Below are 15257 nucleotides of genomic sequence, written 5' to 3'. Positions count from 1 at the left end.
GATGCAACGGAGCCTGGGCTCACCAGGCGGTCATGCCGCCGTCGACCGTCAGGATCGACCCGGTCGCGAAGGAAGATTCGCCACTGGCGAGCCACAATATCGCATTGGCGATCTCGATCGGCTGCGCGACGCGGTTCATCGGCGCGCGTGCATTGAGGGCTGCGACAAATCCCTCCGGGTCGGGATGGGTTTCCAGCATTCTGTCGAAATAGCTCGACCAGGTGACGCCCGGCGCCACCGCGTTGACGCGGATGTTCTGGCCCGCATGGTCCAGCGCCATGGCGCGCGTCAGCGCCGCGACGCCGCCTTTCGAGGCCACATAGGCGGCCCGGTCGGCAAGTCCGACATGGGCGACGTTCGAGGCGGTGTTCACAATGACCCCGCCGCCACCGGCGGCCATGACGGGAATGGCATGCTTGGAACACAGGAAGACGCCCTTGAGGTTCACCGCCATCAGCGCGTCCCAATCTCCTGCCGAGGTGTCGACGACCGAGCCGCGAATGCCGTAGCCGGCATTGTTGACCAGCACGTCTATCCGGCCGAAAGCCTCTTGAGCGTAGCGCACCATTGCCGCGACGGAGGCCTCGTCGGAGACGTCCGCCTCCATCGCCAGGGCCCTGGTCCTGTCCGCCACTTCGCTGGCCCGGGCGCCGTCGCGGTCGACAGCCAGCACGCGGGCGCCCTCCTGCACGAACAGCGTGGTGACGGCGGCGCCGATGCCGGCACCGGCCCCCGTGACGATGGCCGCCTTGTCCTGGAGCCGCATGGCAAGTCCCCTTTTGCAACTTGTTTTCACCCCATCTTGCAGAAGTGCTTGCAAAGTGTCGACACTTTTGTATTTAATTTCGGCACGAAATCGGGGATAGCCGTGAAGAACACTCCTTCCGTCGAACAACAGCTGGAAATCTATCGCCGGATGCTGCTCGTGCGGCATCTGGAAGAGCGGCTCGGAGCGCTTCACAAGGAAGGGCGCACACGCGGTCCAATCCACCGGTGCGACGGCCAGGAGGCTGTCGGCGTCGGCGCGACGGCGACGCTGGAGATCGGCGACAAGGTGGCCACGACGCACCGCGGTCATGCCGTCTATATCGGCAAGGGCATGGCCATGCGTCCCGTGGTGGCCGAGATATTCGGCAGGGCCACCGGCGCCTGCGGCGGGCGCGCCGGGCACATGCTGGTCGCCGACGCCGAGAAGGGTGTGATCGGCGGCAATGCCATCGTCGGCGCCGGCATTCCCGCCGCCACCGGCATGGCGTTGTCCATGCAGATCCTCGGCACCGGCAATGTCGCCATGTGCATCTTCGGCGACGGCGCCGCCCAGACCGGCATCTGCCACGAAGCGATGAACATGGCCGGGCTCTGGAAGCTGCCGGTCGTCTTCGTGCTCGAGCACAACCAGTTCGGGCTGACGGTTCCTTCCGACGTCCAGTCGCCGGTCGCGGATCTGTCGATCCGGGCAGCCGGCTATGCCATGCCGGCCGAGATTGTCGACGGCAACGACGCGGTCGCCGTCTACCGCGCCGTGTCGGCCATGGTGGAGCGGGCGAGGCGCGGCGAGGGTCCTGGCATGGTCGAATGCAAGACCTATCGCGTCGAAGGCTTCTCCACCTCCGACATGGGCGGCTACCAGAAACCGGAGGACATAGCAGCCTGGAAGGCGCGCGACCCCCTGCTGATCTCGCGCAAGGCGCTGTCGGAAAAGGTCGACGAGGCGCGGCTCGCCGCGATCGAGGCCGCCGCCAGGGCCGAGACGGACGAGGCGTTCGAAGCCGCGCTTTCCGACCCGATGCCGGAATTCATGATCGACGAAGCCTGCAATCCCTATAGCGAGGCGCATTGACATGGCGATGATGCGATATGCCGAAGCGCTCAATGCCGCGCTGCGCGAGGAAATGCAGGCCGACCCTTCCGTCTTCCTCTTCGGCGAGGACATCGCCCGCTATGGCGGCGTCTTCAAGGTGACAAAGGGACTGATGGAGGAGTTCGGCGAAAAGCGGGTGCGCGACACGCCGATCTCCGAACAGGCGCTGACCGCCATGGCGGTGACCGCCGCCATGACCGGCACCCGGCCGGTGCTTGAAATCATGTATGCGGATTTCATGCCGCTGACGCTCGATGCGCTGGTCAACCAGGCCTCGATCTACAATTACATCTGGAACGGCCAGGTGAAGATGCCCTTCGTGCTGCGCACCCAGGGCGGTGGTGGCGCCGGCGCCGGCGCGCAGCACTCCAAGGCGCTCGATTCCATGGTCGCGCATATTCCCGGAATCAAGGTCGTCGCGCCTTCGACGCCGGCCGACGCCAAGGGCATGCTGAAGGCGGCCATCCGCGACGATCAGCCTGTCGTCTTCCTCGAGCACAAGCTGCTCTACAATATCCGCGGCGAGGTGCCTGACGGCGACGTCACGGTGCCGCTTGGCAAGGCGGCGATTGTGCGCGAGGGCAGCGACATCTCGGTCTTCGCCACGTCCAAGATGGTGATCGAGGCGTCGAAGGCCGCCGATCTTCTGGCCACGGACGGCGTTTCGGCCGAGATCGTCGACCTCCGGTCGCTGCGCCCCCTCGACGTCAATGCCATCGTCGCCTCGATCGCCAAGACGCATCATGCGGTGGTGGTCAATGAAGGTTGGCGCTTCTGCGGCTATGCCGCCGAGCTGTCGGCCACGATCATGGATCACGCTTTCGACGAGCTGGACGCGCCGGTCGCGCGCGTCACGCTGCCGGACATGCCGATCCCCTATTCCGAGCCGCTCGAGACGGCGATGCTGCCGAGTGCCGAGAAGATCCGCGCCGCCGCGCTGACGACGCTGAAGTGACGGAGACGGCGATGGCCATCCATCCAATCAGCATCGACAGCGCCGGCGGCGAATATATGGAAGCCGTGCTGGTGGTCGCCTGGGCGGCCAAACCGGGCGATCCGGTCAAGGCCGGCGATCTTGTCGTCACCGTCGAGACGGCCAAGGCGGCAACCGAGATCGAAGCCGACCGCGATGGCTGGCTGGCGGACATCTTCTTCCTCGAAGGGCAGGAAGCGCCGGTGGGCGCGGTGCTCGGCACCATCGCCGACGAGAGGCCCTCGGGCCGGACCGTCTCGGCCGGCACACCGGCCGCGACATCGTCGGCAGCCAGTCCTCTGCTCGCGGCAAGCAACGCCTCTTCCCCCGCCAGCCGGAGCGGCACACGCGCCATCGCCAGCCCGCTCGCTCGCCGGCTTGCCGCCGCGGCGGGTCTCGATCTTTCGACCATTGCCGGAAGCGGTCCCAGAGGCCGCATCAAGAAGCGCGATATCGACGCCGCTCTCGCCGCGCGTCAGGACGAGCCTGGCGGGATCCGTGTGGCCCGGGCCGCGGTGGCATCGCCCGCTGCTGCGCCGCCGCGACAAACGGCACCGGTGCTGCTGCTGCATGGCTTCGGAGCCGACAGCTCCGTCTGGCGGCAGGTCGTGCCGCTGCTCGAACCGGGAATTGAGACGATCAGCCTCGACCTGCCCGGCCACGGCGCCGAAGCCGCGCGGCCCGCGAAGGATATCGAGGAGATCGCCTTCGACCTCTCCGATCGCCTGGACGCCTTCGGCGTACGGGACGCCCATCTCGCCGGCCATTCGCTGGGCGGCGCGGCGGCCCTTGCGCTCGCCCGGCTCGGTCGCCTCACGGTGCGCTCGGTCACCCTTTTTGCCCCAGGCGGGCTTGGTCCCGAGATCAATGCGGGCTTCATCGCCGGGTTTGCCCGCGCGACCAGCGTCCAGGCACTGGAGCGGTGGCTGGCAGTCATGGTCGGCAATCCGGCAGCCCTGCCCGCCGGCTATGCGCAAGCAGCACTCAGGCAGATCGACAAGACAGGCAATCGCGGCGCGCTAGCCACGATGGCCGAGACCCTGTTTCCCGACGGAACGCAAGGCTTCGACCTGACGACGGCGCTAGCCGAACTTGGCGTGCCGACGCGGCTTGTCTGGGGCCGGCTCGACCGCGTCATACCGGCCGCCCACGCGGCCCGCGCGCCGGGCTTTGCCGCGGTCCATCTCCTCGACGGCATCGGCCATGTGCCGCAGATCGAAGCGCCGGCGCTGACCGCCAGGCTCATCGCGGAGACGGTTCGGAGCTGCGGCTGAGCCCGATTCGACAGACCAGACACGATTTCGACGGCTCAAGCGACGCCGGACCACGACCAGAAGGAGCAACCGAGATGATCTTCGACCATCGCACCTACACCGCCCGCCCCAACAAGCTGCCGCATTTCCTCAAGCTCTATGAGGATGTCGGCTTGCCCATGCAGCGGCATTATCTGGGCGAGCCCTTCGGCTTCTTCCAGACCCATATCGGCGATCTCTCCCGCACCGTACATCTCTGGAAATACGCGAGCCTTGCCGACCGGGAAGAGCGGCGCGACCGCATGGAGGCCGATCCGGAATGGCAGGCCTATCGCCGCAAGGTCATCGAGACCGATTATCTGCTCGACATGCGCAACCAGATCCTGAAGCCCGTCTCCTTCTTCAATCCCGGGAAATAAGATGGACCTGAATTTCTCGGCCGAAGGGCAAAACTGGCCGATAAGGCTCACGGGCGATGCCGATCGCACCCGCCGGGCGCTGCTTTCGGCCCTGCCCATGCGCCTGCAACTGCACACGCCCAAAATCGCCGGCAGCCACATCTACTGGCACGCGCCCTTCGTGGAGGATCTGGAAGGCGCAACGCATGTGCTTGCCGCGAGCGCCGGCACCTTCATCTACTGGCCGGTGCGGCAGTTCCTCGAAATCACCTTCGCGCCGCTGCAGGCCGAGAATGCCGAGGTCACCGTGCTCGGCCATCTCGACGCGCCGGTGGAGGGTATCGCCGAGCTCGCCGCCACGCTCAAGCAAGACCAGGGCCGCCGCATCCTCGAAGGCACGCTTTCCAGGGTGGACGGCCGTGTCCCCGCGCCGCCGGCGCCATCGCCGCTGCCGCAGGATATCGTCGCGGCACGCAAGGCGCTCTGGGGCGCTTGTCCGTCCGACATCGGCCAGGCGACATCCTCGCGCGCCATCATGCATCCGGCGGGACCCGTCTTCACCGCCGAATCGGAAGCCCGGGTGCTGCATGAATTCCTGTGGTGGATCCGCGCCGAGCGCGGAACGGGCGAAGCGATGCGGCGCCACGCCGCCGCGCTGGCGCTCGACAAGGCGGCGACGCGCCTTCGCGACTTCTGCCATATGGAGGAAACGCCGGCGCTGCTTTTCCGGCTCAAGGCGGCGATGGGCGACGCATACCCGTTCGATGGCCTGATCGACGAGGCGATCCTGGTTGCCGGACGGATCGGCGCCTGGCTCGACCTGCTCATTCCGTGGAACGATCTCAATGAAGCCTTCCGCGCCGCGCTCGATGGAAGGAGGGCCTGACGATGGAAAAGCTGACGATCGGCCTGGTCGGCTTCGGTGTGATCGGACAGCGCTGGGCGGCCTGCTTCGCGCACGCCGGACATGACGTGCGCGTCTATGATCCGACAGATCGGCGCGAGGCAACCCTCCATGACGTTCTGTCGGCCCTGATGGCCGATCTCGACGCGTTGAAAGGCCCCTCGCCGGCGCCCGGCGCTGTCCAGTTTTTCCAGACGCTGGCCGAGACGCTCGAGGGCGTCGACTTCGTCCAGGAAAACGGTCCGGAGGATCTGCCACTCAAGCGCCGGCTGCTCGCCGAGATCGAGGACCATGTCGGCGACGCGGTCATCATCGCCTCCTCTTCCTCGGCGCTTCTCGTCTCCGACATGCAGACCGAGTGCCGTTTGCCCCACCGCATCGTGCTTGGCCATCCGTTCAACCCGGCGCATCTGATGCCGCTGGTCGAGATCGTCGGCGGCAAGGCGACGGATCCGCAGGCGATCGAGCGAGCGCGCGCCGTCTACGAGGCCATCGGCAAGAAGTCGGTGACGCTCAACCGCGAAGTGACCGGCCATATTGCCTTGCGCCTGATGGCGGCGATGTGGCGCGAGGCGATAGCGCTGGTGCGCGACGGCGTCGCCTCGGTCGAGGACGTCGACAGGGCCTTCATGTACGGGCCAGGACCGAAATGGACCCTGCAGGGATCCTTCATTTCCAACATGCTCAACGCGGACGGCATCGAAGACTTCCTGCGCAAATACGGCCCCACCTACCAGGCAATCTGGGACACGCTCCTGGATGCCAGGCTCGACAGCGATACGGTCCGTTCGATCACGGCCTCGACGAATGCCGCGGTGAATGGCCGCGGCCAGGAGGAGTTGAAGGCGGCGCGGGAAACCGGGCTCGTCGGCATTCTCAAGACAGTCGCCAAGCACGGCGCGCTCTGATCATCGCATCGCACCCCGGGAGTACGGCCATGGAGTATCGCAATGCCCTCGTCACTGGTGCCTCGAAAGGTATAGGTGCCGCGATCGTCGAAAGCCTCGTGGAAGAAGGACTGACCGTCCATGCGCTGGCGCGCAACAACGACGCGCTGCTTGACCTCCGGCAGCGGCTGGGGCCGCAAGTCAGGCCGCTGGTCGCCGATGTCCGCGACGTGGAAAAGATCGCAGCCGCGCTCGGTGCGGCGGAAATCGACGTGCTGGTCAACAATGCCGGCGGCCTGGCCACGGTGCGCCCCCTGCACGAACAGAGTGCCGAGGAAACGGCCGAGGTGGTGGCGCTGAACCTCACCGCGCCGCTGCAGCTCATCCGCCTCCTGTTGCCCGGTATGATCGCGCGCAAGCGCGGCCATATCTTCAACCTGACCAGCACGGCGGGCAGCGCCGTCTTTCCCGGCACCACTGCCTATGGCGCGGCCAAGGCCGGGCTGTCGCAAGCAGGCCGCATCCTGCGCTTCGACCTTGCCGGCACCGGCGTGCGGCTGACCGAGATCGCTCCCGGGCGCGTGGAGACGGATTTCTACCTCCAGGCCTTCGACGGCGACCACGAAGGCCTGCGAAAGCGCATGTATTCGCAACAGCGGCCGCTGCACCCGGCCGACATTGCCGCCGTGCTCGTTTCGGCGCTGCGCCTGCCGGATCACGTCGATATGGCCGAGCTCATCGTCGCGCCCAGCGAACAGGCCGCCGGCGGCCAAGTCTATCCACCCGCGCCGCAACGGTGAGGGCGACGGCCGGGACACTTCGCGCGATCAGCCCGGCGCCTGCGCCGTCAGCTTGTCGAGCACCGCCGCGCAAGCCTCGTTCCAGGCGGCAGGCACGCCACGCGCCGACAGGACCTGCAGGCCGCGCTCGGTGATGCCTCCAGGTGTCACGAGCTCCTCTAGCAGTTGGTCCACCGGCTCGAGCTTTTCAGCGATCAGCTTGCCGGCGGCCGCGAAGGTCATGGCTGCCAGCCGGCGGGCAATGTCCGGATCGAGGCCTTCGGCGCTCGACCATTCGGCAGTCTTGCGGATCAGGTCCTGTGCCCAGCCGTAGACGGCTGCGCTGACCGTTGCCACTTCGAAATCCCTTTCGCTGGCCAAGGCGATCGACGGGCCGAGCCGGCCGAGAACCGCGCGAGCCTCTTCGATGTCTGGGAAATAGGCCGTTGGGCTGGCGCCGATCTCGGCGGCGGTGAACGGCATGGCGCGCACCGCCCGTGCGGGCGCGACGGCAAGCCGCGACAGCGGCACGCCGGCGCAAACCGAGATCAAAAGCTGCCCCTTGCGCCAGGGCAAGTCCCGGATAACCTCTGGCGCCTGTGCAGGCCGCACCGCGAGAATCACGATGTCGGCCCGCTCGACGAGATCCTGGTTGTCCGCCGCGAGCCGGAAGCCGTGCCGGGCGCAAAGTGCCGCCGCCTTGCCGCGCGGCGACAGAAGGATGCTCTCGGGGCCGAGCCCGGAGCGCTGAAACCCGGCCAGCATCGAGGCTGCCAGATGGCCGACGCCAAGAACTCCCAGGATCATTGCCGCCCCCTCAACTCGAACCTCTCGCTTGCCATTCGCGCCGGTTTGGGAAAGAAAGACGCATCGCAAAGTGTCGACACGAGTTGCACGCAAATCAGATGGGAGCCCTCATGACCGAACGCGCCGAGAGTACCGACAACGATCCGCTCCCCGCCGGCGAGGCCGATACGCGTCGCACCGCCGATAGCAGCGAACGAGCCTACAACACCATCCGCAAGCTTCTGGTCGAATTCACGCTCAAGCCGGGCGAGCGGATCAACGAGGTGCAGCTTTCGCGCGGCCTGGGCGTTTCGCGCACGCCGATACGCGAGGCGCTGAACCGGCTCGCATCCGAAGGCTTCGTCTCGCTCACGCCCAATCGCGGCTTCTTCGTCAGAAGCCTCAGCACCGAGGGACTGCTCGACCTTTACGAGCTGCGCTCGATCATCGAATGCGCCGCTTTCAAGCTGATGTGCGAACGCGCGGAAGACGGCGAGATCGACCGCCTGCGGCAGTATTGGGAGGCGATCGTCGACGGCTATCGCGACCAGGCGCCCGATGTCATCCTGGCCGAGGATGAAGGCTTCCACCTGCTCATCGCCGAGCTCTCCGGAAATCCGGAACTCGTCGGCCAGCTCGCCTCTATCAATGCCCGTATCCGCTTCATCCGCCGCATCCAGATCGAGCACCCCTCGCACGACAAGACGCAGGTCACCGCCCACTCGGCGATTGTCGCCGCCGCCGTCAAGCGAGACGCCGAGAACGGCATGAAACTGTTGCGCGAGCATATCGAAATGACCGTCTCCGCCACGCAGCAGGCGCTCAAAGACGCGCTGCTCAGGGTTTTCGCGCCGGGAAACGGCGCGGATTTGAAGCGCCGGCGAAGGGCCCGCGACACATAATCGTATCTGAGCACAAAATTGAACGCAATAGTGTAGACACTTTCTTGACGACGATCTCTTTGTCTGCTTCGATGACGATCAAGGAGAAGAAGACCGGAACGGCCGCTCCCGTCGTGACCAGTAGCCAAGGGGAACCATCATGGGAAAATTCACTGCCACGCTCCTGTTGGGAGCATCGTTGTTCGCGGCGCCGGCCATGGCCGAGGAGGCCACGGTCGGTCTTTCAGCTCCGCTCTCCGGCCCGCAGGCCTATTTCGGCACCACGTGGCACAACGGCTTCAAGCTCTATGTCGACAAGCTGAACGCCGACGGCGGGGTCAACGGCGTGACGATCGCCTACGAGCAGGAAGACGACAAGGCGGACCCGCGCGAAGGAACGCTGGTGGCGCAGAAATTCTGCGACAACGACAAGGTGGTCCTCGGCCTCGTCAACTTCAATTCCGGCGTCGCCCAGTCGACTCTGCCGATCTATGAGGATTGCTCGCTGCCGACCATGACCTTCGGCTCCAACCCGTCGCTGACGAAGCAGGGCTACAAGTTCATGGTGCGCCCGGTTGCCAACGACCTGGCGGGTGCGCTGCTGCCGGCCGAATACGCGCTCGGCAAGCTCGGCGCAAAGACCGCGCTCGTCGTCAACGACAAGCAGGTCTTCGGGCAAGGCATTTCGGAAATCTTCGCCAAGAATTTCGAGGCGGGCGGCGGCAAGGTTCTCGATACCATCGCGGTCGCGCCGACCGACGTCGACTTCACCGCCGTGCTGGCGCAGATCAAGCCCAAGAAGCCGGACGTGATCTATCTCGGCGCCGTCATGCCGCAGCTCGCGCTGTTCGCCAAGCAGATGCATGAGCAAGGCATCAGCGCCACGCTGATCGTCCCCGATGGCGGCTACACGCCGGACCTCATCAAGCAGGCCGGCGAGGCCAACATCCAGGGCACGCTGGTCGCGATCCAGGTGCCGCCGATGGACGCCTCTCCGGCGATCGCCGACTTCGCCAAGCTCTACAAGGCCAAATACGGCGAGGAAGCCGGCCCCTATTCGATCTACGGCTATGTCCAGGGCCAAATCCTCGAGCAGGTGCTCAAGACGACCAAGGGGCTGAAGCGCGAGGAGATCAACGCCGCGCTGCACGCGGTCAAGGTCAAGACCGCCGTGGGCGAGTTGGAATTCGACGAGACCGGCGAACTCAAAGTCGCCCCATCCTACCTCTACAAGGTCGAAGGCTCGGACTTCCATCTCGTCGGCCAGAAATAGCGATTGCGCGCCGGAGCCGCTTGCCCCTTGGCGGGCGGCTCCTTCGTTTGTTTGCGGCCGCACCCGACGCAGAGCGCTGCGGCCAGGTTGATCGTTCCCCTCCCCGGCTGAGCCTGCCGGGCGGAACCCATTGCACAGGGACGCCAGCCCATGCTGGGAAACCTCATTCAACAGACGGTCAATGCCCTGACGATCGGCGCCATCTACGCTCTGATCGCGCTCGGCTACACCATGGTCTACGGCGTGCTGCGCATGATCAATTTCGCCCATGGCGAGATGTTCATGCTTGGCGCCTACGTCGCCTTCCTGTTGCTCACCATGCTGATCGGCGATGTCGGCGCCGCGGGTGCGATCGCGCTCACCGCGGCCTTTGTCGTTGCGATCTTCGTGGTCGGAATCATCGGCGTCGGCATCGAAAGGGTGGCTTACAAGCCGTTGCGAAATTCCACCCGTCTCGCGCCGATGCTCTCCTCGCTCGGCGTGTCGCTTTCACTGGTCACCGGCATCCAGATCCTCGCCGGACCGCAGCCGGTCGCCTTTCCCAGTTTCTTTCCTTCCGTTCGCTACGAGGTGCTTGGCGGCACGGTCAGCTCGGTGCAGATCGGCATCCTGGTCGCGGCCTTCGCACTGATGTTCGGCCTGCATTTTCTCGTCAACCGCAGCCGCATCGGCATCATCGTGCGCGCCGTCTCGGAAAGCCGGCCCACCGCCCAGCTTCTGGGCATCAACGTCAACGGTGCGATCTCGATGGTGTTCTTCGTCGGGCCACTGCTCGGCGCGGCGGGCGGCATCCTCTATGCCAGCTATTACGGCATCATGTCGCCGACCATGGGTGCCGTCATCGGGCTGAAGGCCTTCACCGCGGCGATCCTCGGCGGCATCGGCTCCATTCCCGGCGCCATGCTCGGCGCTTTCATCCTGGCCTTCGTCGAGGTTGGCGGAACGGCGCTGCTGCCCGTCGTCACCCATGGCGTGCTCGGCACCGAATACCGCGACGTGCTCTCCTTCGCGATCCTCATACTCGTGCTCCTGGTCCGCCCCGCCGGCATTCTGGGCGAGGCCGTGTCCGAGGAGAGCATCGTGTACAAGAGGGAGTTCTGATGTCTGCCGCCGGGACCCTCACCGCCACCAGGCCGCGTTCGGGCCGGGCCGTTTCGTTCCTCTTCTTCGCCATCGCCCTCGCCCTGATCGTGGCGACGCCCTTCCTGCCCAATTACTATGTCCGCGTCATCAACAGCCTGCTGATCTACATCCTGCTCGGCATCGGGCTGAACATCGTGATCGGCTATGCGGGACTGCTCGATCTCGGCTTCGTCGCCTTCTACGCGGTCGGCGCCTACAGCTATGCGCTGCTTGCCAGCCCTCAGCTCGACCTGCACTGGCCGTTCCTGCTCATCCTCCTGGTTGCAGCCTGCCTCGGCGCCGTCACCGGCATCTTGCTCGGCATACCGGTGCTGAGGCTGCGCGGCGACTACCTTGCCATCGTCACACTTGGCTTCGGCGAGATCATCCGCATCATCATCAACAATATGGACTGGCTCACCGGTGGGCCGAAGGGCATAGCGCGCCTCGACAAGGCCTCGATCCTCGGCATCCAGGTCGCCCGTCCGATCGATTTCTTCTGGCTGCTGCTCGTCACCGTGCTGGTGGCCGGCGTCCTGGTCTGGAGGCTGGAGCGCTCGATCCTCGGCAAGGCCTGGGCGGCCATCCGCGAGGACCAGGACGCCGCTCGCGGCATCGGCATCAACACGACCAACGCCAAGCTTGCTGCCTTCGCGACGTCAGCGACGATCGGCTCGATCGCCGGCGCGATCTTCGCCGCCTCCCAGCGCTTCGTCAGCCCGGAGAGCTTCACGCTCCAGGAATCGGTGCTGATCGTGCTGATGATCGTGATCGGCGGCATCGGCAACATTCTCGGCATCGTGGCGGGCGCCGCGATCCTGATGCTCTTGCCCGAGGTGCTGCGCGAGTTCGCCGAATGGCGCATCCTCTTCCTCGGGCTCTTGATGATCTTCCTGATCATTGTGCGCCCAGCGGGAATCGTGCCGCGCAGCTTCGGGCCGGACAAGCTCATCCGGAGGCTTTTCGGCAAATGACCCTGGCCTTCGACAGACTGCGAAAGCAATACGGCCAGGTCGTCGCCATCGACGACGTGACGGCCGCCTTCGCTCCCGGGCTCATCCACGGCGTGATCGGGCCGAACGGCGCCGGCAAGTCGACGCTGATCAACATGACCGCCGGCTCCTACAGCGTCTCCTCGGGATCGATCACGCTCGACGGCAAGCGCCTAGACACACTCAAGAAATACCAGATCGCCAATTCCGGCGTGGCCCGCACCTACCAGAACATCCGGCTCTTCGACCAGATGACGGTGCTCGAGAACCTCGAAGTGTGCTTCTACCCGGCCGATGCCGCCGGCACATGGAAGGAAGTGATGTGGCCGCCCTATGCCTTGGCCAGGCGTGAAAGCCGGCGCGAGAAATGCATGGAGATCCTGCGCTTCTTCGATTTGCAGGGCTACGCCGACTGCGACGCCGGCAGCCTGCCCTATGGCCGGCAGCGCATGCTGGAGATTGCCCGAGCGCTGGTCCCGAATCCGCGCGTGCTGCTGCTCGACGAGCCGGCCGCCGGCCTCAATCATCACGAGACGGCGGAACTGACCGCAAGGCTGGCCGCCCAGCGCCTGCCCGACCGGATCACCATCATCGTCGAGCACGACATGGATCTGGTCATGTCGCTCTGTGACAACATCATCGTCATGCACCACGGCAAGCTGCTGTTCCAGGGCACGCCCGCCGAGGTTCAGGCGAGCCCCGACGTCCAACTCGCCTATCTGGGAACCGCCAATGACATCGACGACATCCGGGCCGCTGCTCAGGATCGCCGGGCTCAGCTCGGGATACGGGCGCGTCGGCGTTCTTGAAGGCATCGACATAGAGGTCGATCCGAATGAGATCGTCGTCGTGCTGGGCCCGAACGGCGCGGGCAAGACGACGCTGCTCAACTCAATCTCCGGCGTCGCGCGGGCAAGCGCAGGCGCGATCGCGTTCGAAGGACGCGACATCACCGGCATGCGTCCGGAACAGGTGGTGCGCCTCGGCATCACCCATTGCCCGGAAGGCCGCCAGATCTTCCAGCGCCTGACGGTGGAGGAGAACCTGGTCGCCGCCCATATCGGCCGCGCCGGCAAGAGCTTCGAGGCGCTTCGCGCCGAGGCCTTCGATCTTTTCCCGGTGCTCAAGGAGCGCCGCAACAGCGTGGCGAGCCGGATGTCGGGCGGACAGCAACAGATGCTGGCGATCGGCCGCGCGCTGATGGCCGAGCCGAAGCTGTTGATGCTCGACGAACCTTCCCTCGGCCTTGCTCCGAAGATCGTGCATCAGATCTTCCGCATCATCCTCGACTTGTCGCGCAACGGCATCTCGATCCTGCTTGTCGAGCAGAACGTCCAGCTCGCGCTCGAATGCGGCGATTACGCCTATCTCCTGAACACCGGCAAGGTGAAGCTGCACGGCCCCGCCCAGGAGATGGCCGAGCACTCCGCATTGAGCGAGCATTATCTCGGCGGCGCCAGCGAGGCGGTCCTTCATGTTTGAGGTGGACTGGAAGACGCCGCATCTGTGGCGCAAGACCGCGCGCTCGCGCGAAGCGGCGCCGGCGCTGCAAGGCGATCTGAAGACGGATGTGCTGGTCGTCGGCGGCGGCTTCACCGGCATGGCCGCGGCGCTCGGCGCGCGCGACAGCGGCGTCGACGTCATCCTGCTGGAAGGCAATGAGATCGGATCGGCTGCCTCGGGCCGCAACAACGGCCTCGTCATCTCGCATCACTCGAAGGCGTCGCCCTCGGAATTCGAGGCCGCCTATGGCAAGACCGTCGGCGCCCGCTACAATCGCATGGTGGCGGACGCGGCCGGCGTCGCCTTCGGCCTGATGCAGCGCTTCAACATCGATGCCCATCAGGTGCAGGAAGGCTGGATCCAGCCAGCCCACACCGAGGCGACTCTGGCCCGCGCTCGCCAATTCCACGACGAATGGAAAGCCTTCGGCGCGAATGTCTCCTGGCTCGACCGCGCGGAAGTGAGCGCGCGCATTGGCAGCCCCTATCTCGGCGGCTGGATGGTCCACAATTCGGGCCATATCAATCCATTCGCCATGACTGTCGGGCTTGCGGACGCGCTGGAGCGCGAAGGCGTGACCGTCTACGAGAACTCGCGCGCGACGCGGCTCGAGCGGCTGGAAGGCGGCTGGCGCGTCTTTACGGCAACGGGCAGCGTCACGGCGCCGGAGGTCATTCTGGCGACCAATGCGCTGACCGGCGACATCTGGCCGGGGCTGAAGAAGACACTCGTGCCTTTCAAGGTGTTCCAGGCTGCGACCGATCCCCTGCCCGACGAATTGCGCGCCAGGATCCTGGTCGGCAATCCGGCCGTGTCCGACATGCGCAACGACCTCCGCTATTTCCACTATGACCGCCATAATCGGCTGGTCAGCGGCGGCACGCATACTTTCTGGCACGACGAGGCCGACCGCGGCCGCGCAAAAGTCTCGCACATGCTGGGCAAGGCATTCCGGGCGTTTGGCGGCGAACCGCAAATGGTGGAATACTGGCACGGAACCTTCGCCGTGGTGCCCGACCGCAAGCCGCGGCTTTACCGGCTGGCGCCCGGCCTCGTCTTTGGCGGCGTCTATTCCGGCCGCGGCGTGGCGCTATCCATGTCGCTCGGTCAGGAGATCGGCCGCTGGGCGGCGGGCCGACGTACCGACGGGCAGATGCCGCTGCCGGTGACCGCCATGAAGCCTGTTCCTTACCATCCGATCGCGGTGCAGGTAGCCAACCGCATGCATGCCTGGAACCGTTTTCAGGACCAGCGCTCCTAAGATCCAGGCCAGGCAGTTTCAGGACGTGCACGGCGATATGCGCCGTCGGCTTTGCCTCGTTGCGGGCCCCTGATGACAATTCAAATCAGCCGGCCACTGTCAGCCAGATACAAAAACGCCCGCTTTCGCGGGCTGTTTTGGGATTGGTTGCGGGGACAGGATTTGAACCTGTGACCTTCAGGTTATGAGCCTGACGAGCTACCGGGCTGCTCCACCCCGCGTCAACCTTAGAGGTAAGTTTGCGCTTACCGGAATCAAGGGATCCGCCAAGAGAAAGGGCCGCTTACGCGGCCCGTGGTCCCGTTGGCGGGCCTTTATCGTAATGAGAAGATGTGAGGGTGAACATGCGCTTGGCAGACCTGGCAGCGACCTACTCTCCCGCGT

General features: G+C 65.5%; 16 protein-coding genes and 1 tRNA gene. 14 read left to right on the top strand and 3 right to left on the bottom strand.

Features of this window, described 5'->3' with window-relative positions; all coding sequences use genetic code 11:
* Nucleotides 1-19: 19 nt before the first annotated feature.
* Nucleotides 20-766, bottom strand: a complete 747-nt coding sequence (locus tag E5X34_RS25005) for an SDR family oxidoreductase (RefSeq protein ID WP_292570272.1) — start codon at nt 764-766, stop codon at nt 20-22.
* Nucleotides 767-868: 102 nt separating this feature from the next.
* Here E5X34_RS25005 and E5X34_RS25000 point away from each other — a divergent pair, with 102 nt between their 5' ends.
* The 7 genes from E5X34_RS25000 (at nt 869) to E5X34_RS24970 (ending at nt 7076) form a co-directional block, all read left to right on the top strand.
* A complete protein-coding gene (locus E5X34_RS25000) occupies nt 869-1840 on the top strand; it encodes a thiamine pyrophosphate-dependent dehydrogenase E1 component subunit alpha (RefSeq protein ID WP_292570271.1) in 972 nt (323 codons plus the stop codon).
* Between the two features lies 1 nt (nt 1841).
* Nucleotides 1842-2816, top strand: a complete 975-nt coding sequence (locus E5X34_RS24995) for an alpha-ketoacid dehydrogenase subunit beta (protein WP_292570270.1) — start codon at nt 1842-1844, stop codon at nt 2814-2816.
* 11 nt (nt 2817-2827) lie between these two features.
* Nucleotides 2828-4108 carry an acetoin dehydrogenase dihydrolipoyllysine-residue acetyltransferase subunit gene (locus tag E5X34_RS24990; protein ID WP_292570268.1) on the top strand — a complete coding sequence of 427 codons (1281 nt, stop codon included), beginning with the start codon at nt 2828-2830 and terminating at the stop codon, nt 4106-4108.
* 74 nt (nt 4109-4182) lie between these two features.
* The gene (locus tag E5X34_RS24985) at nt 4183-4506 is read left to right on the top strand and encodes an NIPSNAP family protein (RefSeq protein ID WP_292570266.1); all 324 of its coding nucleotides are present in this window, start codon (nt 4183-4185) and stop codon (nt 4504-4506) included.
* A 1-nt stretch (nt 4507) separates the two neighbouring features.
* Nucleotides 4508-5371: a hypothetical protein gene (locus E5X34_RS24980; protein ID WP_292570264.1), complete on the top strand. Its 864-nt coding sequence runs from the start codon at nt 4508-4510 to the stop codon at nt 5369-5371.
* Nucleotides 5372-5373: 2 nt separating this feature from the next.
* Entirely contained in the window at nt 5374-6297 is a 924-nt protein-coding gene (locus E5X34_RS24975; RefSeq protein WP_292570262.1) for a 3-hydroxyacyl-CoA dehydrogenase NAD-binding domain-containing protein, read from the top strand.
* A gap of 29 nt (nt 6298-6326) precedes the next feature.
* Entirely contained in the window at nt 6327-7076 is a 750-nt protein-coding gene (locus E5X34_RS24970; RefSeq protein ID WP_292570260.1) for an SDR family oxidoreductase, read from the top strand.
* Nucleotides 7077-7103: 27 nt separating this feature from the next.
* On the opposite strand, the gene E5X34_RS24965 is transcribed toward E5X34_RS24970, so the two are convergent.
* The gene (locus E5X34_RS24965; RefSeq protein ID WP_292570258.1) at nt 7104-7862 is read right to left on the bottom strand and encodes an NAD(P)-binding domain-containing protein; all 759 of its coding nucleotides are present in this window, start codon (nt 7860-7862) and stop codon (nt 7104-7106) included.
* Between the two features lie 110 nt (nt 7863-7972).
* Here E5X34_RS24965 and E5X34_RS24960 point away from each other — a divergent pair, with 110 nt between their 5' ends.
* The 7 genes from E5X34_RS24960 (at nt 7973) to E5X34_RS24930 (ending at nt 14873) form a co-directional block, all read left to right on the top strand.
* On the top strand, nt 7973-8743 hold the full coding sequence (locus E5X34_RS24960; protein ID WP_292570256.1) for a GntR family transcriptional regulator: 771 nt from the start codon (nt 7973-7975) through the stop codon (nt 8741-8743).
* Nucleotides 8744-8882: 139 nt separating this feature from the next.
* Nucleotides 8883-9995 carry a branched-chain amino acid ABC transporter substrate-binding protein gene (locus E5X34_RS24955; protein WP_292570254.1) on the top strand — a complete coding sequence of 371 codons (1113 nt, stop codon included), beginning with the start codon at nt 8883-8885 and terminating at the stop codon, nt 9993-9995.
* A gap of 150 nt (nt 9996-10145) precedes the next feature.
* Nucleotides 10146-11096 (top strand): branched-chain amino acid ABC transporter permease, encoded by a 951-nt coding sequence (locus E5X34_RS24950; RefSeq protein WP_292570251.1) that lies wholly within the window; start codon nt 10146-10148, stop codon nt 11094-11096.
* Nucleotides 11096-12091 (top strand): branched-chain amino acid ABC transporter permease, encoded by a 996-nt coding sequence (locus E5X34_RS24945; protein ID WP_292570249.1) that lies wholly within the window; start codon nt 11096-11098, stop codon nt 12089-12091. Before E5X34_RS24950 ends, E5X34_RS24945 begins: the two co-directional genes overlap by 1 nt.
* The gene (locus E5X34_RS24940) at nt 12088-12918 is read left to right on the top strand and encodes an ABC transporter ATP-binding protein (RefSeq protein WP_292570246.1); all 831 of its coding nucleotides are present in this window, start codon (nt 12088-12090) and stop codon (nt 12916-12918) included. The genes E5X34_RS24945 and E5X34_RS24940 overlap by 4 nt, the downstream gene beginning before the upstream one ends.
* Entirely contained in the window at nt 12842-13591 is a 750-nt protein-coding gene (locus E5X34_RS24935; protein WP_292570243.1) for an ABC transporter ATP-binding protein, read from the top strand. The genes E5X34_RS24940 and E5X34_RS24935 overlap by 77 nt, the downstream gene beginning before the upstream one ends.
* A complete protein-coding gene (locus E5X34_RS24930) occupies nt 13584-14873 on the top strand; it encodes an FAD-dependent oxidoreductase (protein WP_292570240.1) in 1290 nt (429 codons plus the stop codon). The genes E5X34_RS24935 and E5X34_RS24930 overlap by 8 nt, the downstream gene beginning before the upstream one ends.
* 144 nt (nt 14874-15017) lie before the next feature.
* On the opposite strand, the gene E5X34_RS24925 is transcribed toward E5X34_RS24930, so the two are convergent.
* Nucleotides 15018-15094: transfer RNA gene (locus tag E5X34_RS24925), tRNA-Met, on the bottom strand.
* Nucleotides 15095-15257: the final 163 nt, after the last annotated feature.

The organism is Mesorhizobium sp., assembly GCF_004963255.1.
GTDB lineage: Bacteria > Pseudomonadota > Alphaproteobacteria > Rhizobiales > Rhizobiaceae > Mesorhizobium.
The sequence above is the reverse complement of the archived record's forward strand: the minus strand, read 5'-3'. Positions and strand labels throughout refer to the sequence as shown.